Genomic DNA, 3,924 nt, shown 5'->3' on the forward strand with positions numbered 1-3,924 from the left:
TACTTATACAGTAAATGGCGGAGCGCCTCAAACGGAGTCTGGAACATCAACAGTAGATGGGACTTACAGTTTTTCTACGCCAGTTCTTTCTGCAGCAGCAAATGGATCAGTAATTGAAGTTACTAAAATAACAACGGATCTTGGATGCGAAACTATGTTTACTGGTAAAACAGTCAATTTAGTGGTATATCCTAACCCAACTCTTTCAACAGTTACAACTACTCCAGTTTGTTCAGGTAATACTGCAACTATTGTTTTGTCAGGTTTACTTCCAAATACAGCCGCTGTAGCTTCTTATAAAGTGAACGGAGGAATGACTCAAACACAATCGGGAACTTCTATGGCAAACGGTACTTTTAGTTTTTCTACACCTGTACTTTCTGCTGGGTTTAATAATGTTGTAATAGAAATTACTAACATCACTACTGACAATGGTTGCTCGACCAATTTTACTGGTAAAACAGTTAGTTTAGTAGTATACCCTACGCCAACTCTTTCAACAGTAACTGCTGCACCTGTTTTTGAAGGAAACACAGCGACTATATTGTTGTCAGGTTTAGTCCCTAATACTGCAGGAACTGCAACCTATAAAATCGGTAACGGCCCGGAATTAATCATAGCGGGTACTACTACAAACTCTGGAACATTTAGTATTACCACGCCAGTTTTAGGTTTAGGAGCTAATGGTACAGTGGTTACAATTACTAAAATCACGTCTGATAGTGGATGTGAAACGGCATTTACTGGTAAGAGCGTTACTTTAGTAGTACAACCGAATACAATTCCTGTTAGAAGATCTTCTGATACATTTGAATCTGAAAATCAAACAAAGGCTGAGTTTGTAGTATATCCAAACCCAGTAAGTGATATTTTGAATATTGAAACTTCTTTAGGAATACAATCTGTTGAATTTATAAATTTCAATGGAGTTAAAGTTCTTTCATCAAATCAAAAGCAAATCAATGTATCTCAACTACCTTCTGGAATATACATTGTTAGAATTCAAGATTTAGCTGATAATGTTGTAATGAAGAGAGTTGTCATTAAATAAAGACATGCTATATTTGATGCTTTTCTAATTTGTTAAAAGCATAGATTTTTAAAACACTTGCAAGAGTAATCTTGCAAGTGTTTTTTTTTAATTTCACTTTAATTCTCAACAACTCGAGCGGAGTAAAATGAATTCAGATGATATTTAAAGTTACCCCAGATGAGAAGGCTTCAATTAGTGTCAATTGTTTTACATATCGTTTTATTTGGAACTACTATGTACAAAAAAATCGGAAAATTTACTTTCCGATTTTCTGTATTAACTGCACTGCTTACCAATTATAAAGGTTTCAGTACCCAAATTGAAGCCTAGATTGTACAAGTTTTTTAAATTCCAAAAGCACTTTTTACTTGATCTACAAAATCTAATTTTTCCCATGTAAACAAGTCGACTGTAACCGTTTTTGTATCCCCATACGGATTTGTAAATGTTTTAGTCACTGTTCTTGGTGTTCTGCCCATATGTCCGTATGCTGCGGTTTCGCTGTAAATTGGATTTCTCAATTTCAAACGTTGCTCGATAAAATACGGTCGCATATCAAACAATTCTTCTACTTTTTTGGCAATTTGACCATCTGTAATAGATAGTTTTGAAGTACCGTAGGTATTGATGTAAATACCCATTGGTTTTGCAACACCTATAGCATAGGATACTTGAACCAATATTTCATCTGCTACACCTGCAGCAACCAAATTTTTAGCAATATGGCGTGTGGCATATGCGGCAGAACGATCCACTTTACTTGGGTCTTTTCCAGAGAAAGCGCCACCACCATGTGCTCCTTTTCCGCCATACGTGTCCACAATAATTTTTCTACCTGTCAAACCAGTATCACCGTGAGGTCCGCCAATTACAAATTTGCCAGTAGGATTAATGTGATACTCAATTTTATCATTAAACAGATGTGCATATTGTGGATTGTTTTTGATAATTCGAGGAATTAAGATGTTGACCAAGTCCGATTTGATTTTTGCCAACATTTTAGTCTCTTCGTCAAAGTCATCGTGTTGTGTAGAAATAACAATCGCATCAATTCTCACGGGTTTGTTATTGTCATCGTATTCCAAAGTCACTTGAGATTTAGCATCAGGTCTCAAATAGGTTATCGCACTATTTTCACGACGGAGCACTGCTAATTCTTGTAATAATTTATGAGATAAATCCAAAGCTAACGGCATGTAATCTTCGGTTTCATTGGTGGCATAACCAAACATCATTCCTTGGTCTCCAGCACCTTGGTCTTCGGGATTGGTTCGATCTACCCCTTGATTGATATCGCCCGATTGCTCATGAATAGCCGATAAAATGCCGCAAGAATTGGCATCAAACATATATTCGCTTTTGTTGTATCCAATTTTCCGGATCACTTCTCGTGCGATTTCCTGAACGTCTAAATAGGTCTTTGATTTCACTTCTCCTGCCAAAATTACTTGACCTGTAGTCACTAATGTCTCACAAGCCACTTTGGAATTTGGGTCAAAAGCTAAAAAATTATCAATTAATGCGTCTGAAATTTGATCTGCAATTTTATCAGGATGTCCTTCACTAACAGATTCTGAGGTAAATAAATAAGCCATAAATTACTTTAATTTTATAGAGAAAAAATAATTGCAAGATAGAGCTAAAGAAGTGTTTCTGCTTTAGCATTTTTTTAATGAGGTTGCAATCAGTCAAATTTTCCTCTCGATTTTAGACTGCAAATATAGGAAATGTATTTTGAAACCATTATGTTTTTAGGAATTCTTTATTTGTTTAAATCTTTGTTAAAGTGGTTTTGATAAACGAGATTTGTAATTATTTTCTTACTTTTGTATGTAGTGTTCTTATAAATATTTGTTTTCTTATTTTCTATATTGTTTTAAACTAAATACTTACGTTATGAAAAAAACTTTACTTTCGTTATTGCTTCTTTCGGCAATGGGTTTGAGTGCTCAAACCACAATTTTTGAAGATTCGTTTGATACCTACACCGATTTTGCCATTACAAATGTAGGGTCATGGACACTTATCGACGTGGACTTAAAAAATCCATACTTTATTGGAACTACAACTTTTCCAAATAACGAAGCCGTTAGATCGTTTATGGTTTTTAATGCTACCACAACTACACCTCCTTTAGTGCCAACTGCCACCAGCAATTGGACTGCAAGAACTGGGAATAAAATGATGATGTGTATTGCATCTCAAAATACGCCAACACCATAAGCTTTAAATAATGATTGGTTGATTTCTCCTCAAATGACTTTGGGGTCATCAGGGAACGTATTGACTTTTTGGGCAAAATCTTGTGATACACAGTATGGTGCAGAGAAATTTAAAATTGGAATTTCTTCTGGAAATACCACATCAAATGTAACTTTGTTATCAACAGGTAGTTTTGTTACCACTCCTGCAACAGCAACTTGGACTCTGTAAACTTATGCTGTTCCAGCTTCTTTCAATGGTCAAGCAGTGTATTTTTCAATTAATTGTGTATCTGATGACCAATATGGTTTTGCAGTAGATGATTTTAAGGTGACCACTACAGGTACTTTAAATAATGAAAATTTCTCAAAATCTAATTTTGCAGTCTATCCAAATCCTGCAACGGATGTGATAAATATTTCAAACGTTAATAATCTTGAAATTACAAAATCTACTATTTCCGATGTAAATGGCAGAATTGTAAAACAAATTAGTTCCTCTTTAAATGCTATCAATGTCGGAGATTTGTCAGCTGGAGTTTACTTCTTGAATGTAACTACTACAGAAGGAGTTGGAATTACAAAGTTTGTGAAGCAATAAGATACATTATCATTGTTGTCCGATAAAAAAAGAAGCCAAATTAATGGCTTCTTAAAAATACCGTAATTTTGAGTTGCAAAATTCAAATA

Annotated in this window: 5 protein-coding genes; 4 read left to right on the top strand and 1 reads right to left on the bottom strand. The window is 34.8% G+C overall.

The annotated features are described in order from the left end of the window. The coding region (locus tag ACIQ2X_RS14445; RefSeq protein ID WP_396179654.1) for a T9SS type A sorting domain-containing protein at nt 1-1,051 on the top strand (1,051 nt) is incomplete at its 5' end. A gap of 326 nt (nt 1,052-1,377) precedes the next feature. On the opposite strand, the gene metK is transcribed toward ACIQ2X_RS14445, so the two are convergent. Continuing rightward, a complete protein-coding gene (gene metK, locus ACIQ2X_RS14450; protein ID WP_396179655.1) occupies nt 1,378-2,628 on the bottom strand; it encodes a methionine adenosyltransferase in 1,251 nt (416 codons plus the stop codon). Nucleotides 2,629-2,929: 301 nt separating this feature from the next. Between metK and ACIQ2X_RS14455 the strand changes: the two genes are divergently transcribed. Genes ACIQ2X_RS14455 through ACIQ2X_RS14465 form a run of 3 tightly spaced genes read left to right on the top strand, consistent with a single transcriptional unit; the run spans nt 2,930 to nt 3,835 of the window. Then, entirely contained in the window at nt 2,930-3,256 is a 327-nt protein-coding gene (locus ACIQ2X_RS14455; protein WP_396179656.1) for a hypothetical protein, read from the top strand. 18 nt (nt 3,257-3,274) lie between these two features. After that, complete coding sequence (locus tag ACIQ2X_RS14460; RefSeq protein ID WP_396179657.1) at nt 3,275-3,466, top strand: hypothetical protein; 192 nt, start codon at nt 3,275-3,277, stop codon at nt 3,464-3,466. Nucleotides 3,467-3,502: 36 nt separating this feature from the next. Further along, nucleotides 3,503-3,835 carry a T9SS type A sorting domain-containing protein gene (locus ACIQ2X_RS14465; protein WP_396179658.1) on the top strand — a complete coding sequence of 111 codons (333 nt, stop codon included), beginning with the start codon at nt 3,503-3,505 and terminating at the stop codon, nt 3,833-3,835. The last annotated feature ends 89 nt before the right edge of the window (nt 3,836-3,924 follow it).

Origin of the sequence: Flavobacterium sp. (assembly GCF_044368625.1) — a bacterium.
In the GTDB taxonomy this organism is placed as follows: domain Bacteria; phylum Bacteroidota; class Bacteroidia; order Flavobacteriales; family Flavobacteriaceae; genus Flavobacterium.

Bases quoted from the DNA above. Each gene is read 5' to 3' on its own strand.
- metK (WP_396179655.1), bottom strand. From the start codon at position 2,628: ATGGCTTATTTATTTACCTCAGAATCTGTTAGTGAAGGACATCCTGAT.
- ACIQ2X_RS14455 (WP_396179656.1), top strand. From the start codon at position 2,930: ATGAAAAAAACTTTACTTTCGTTATTGCTTCTTTCGGCAATGGGTTTG.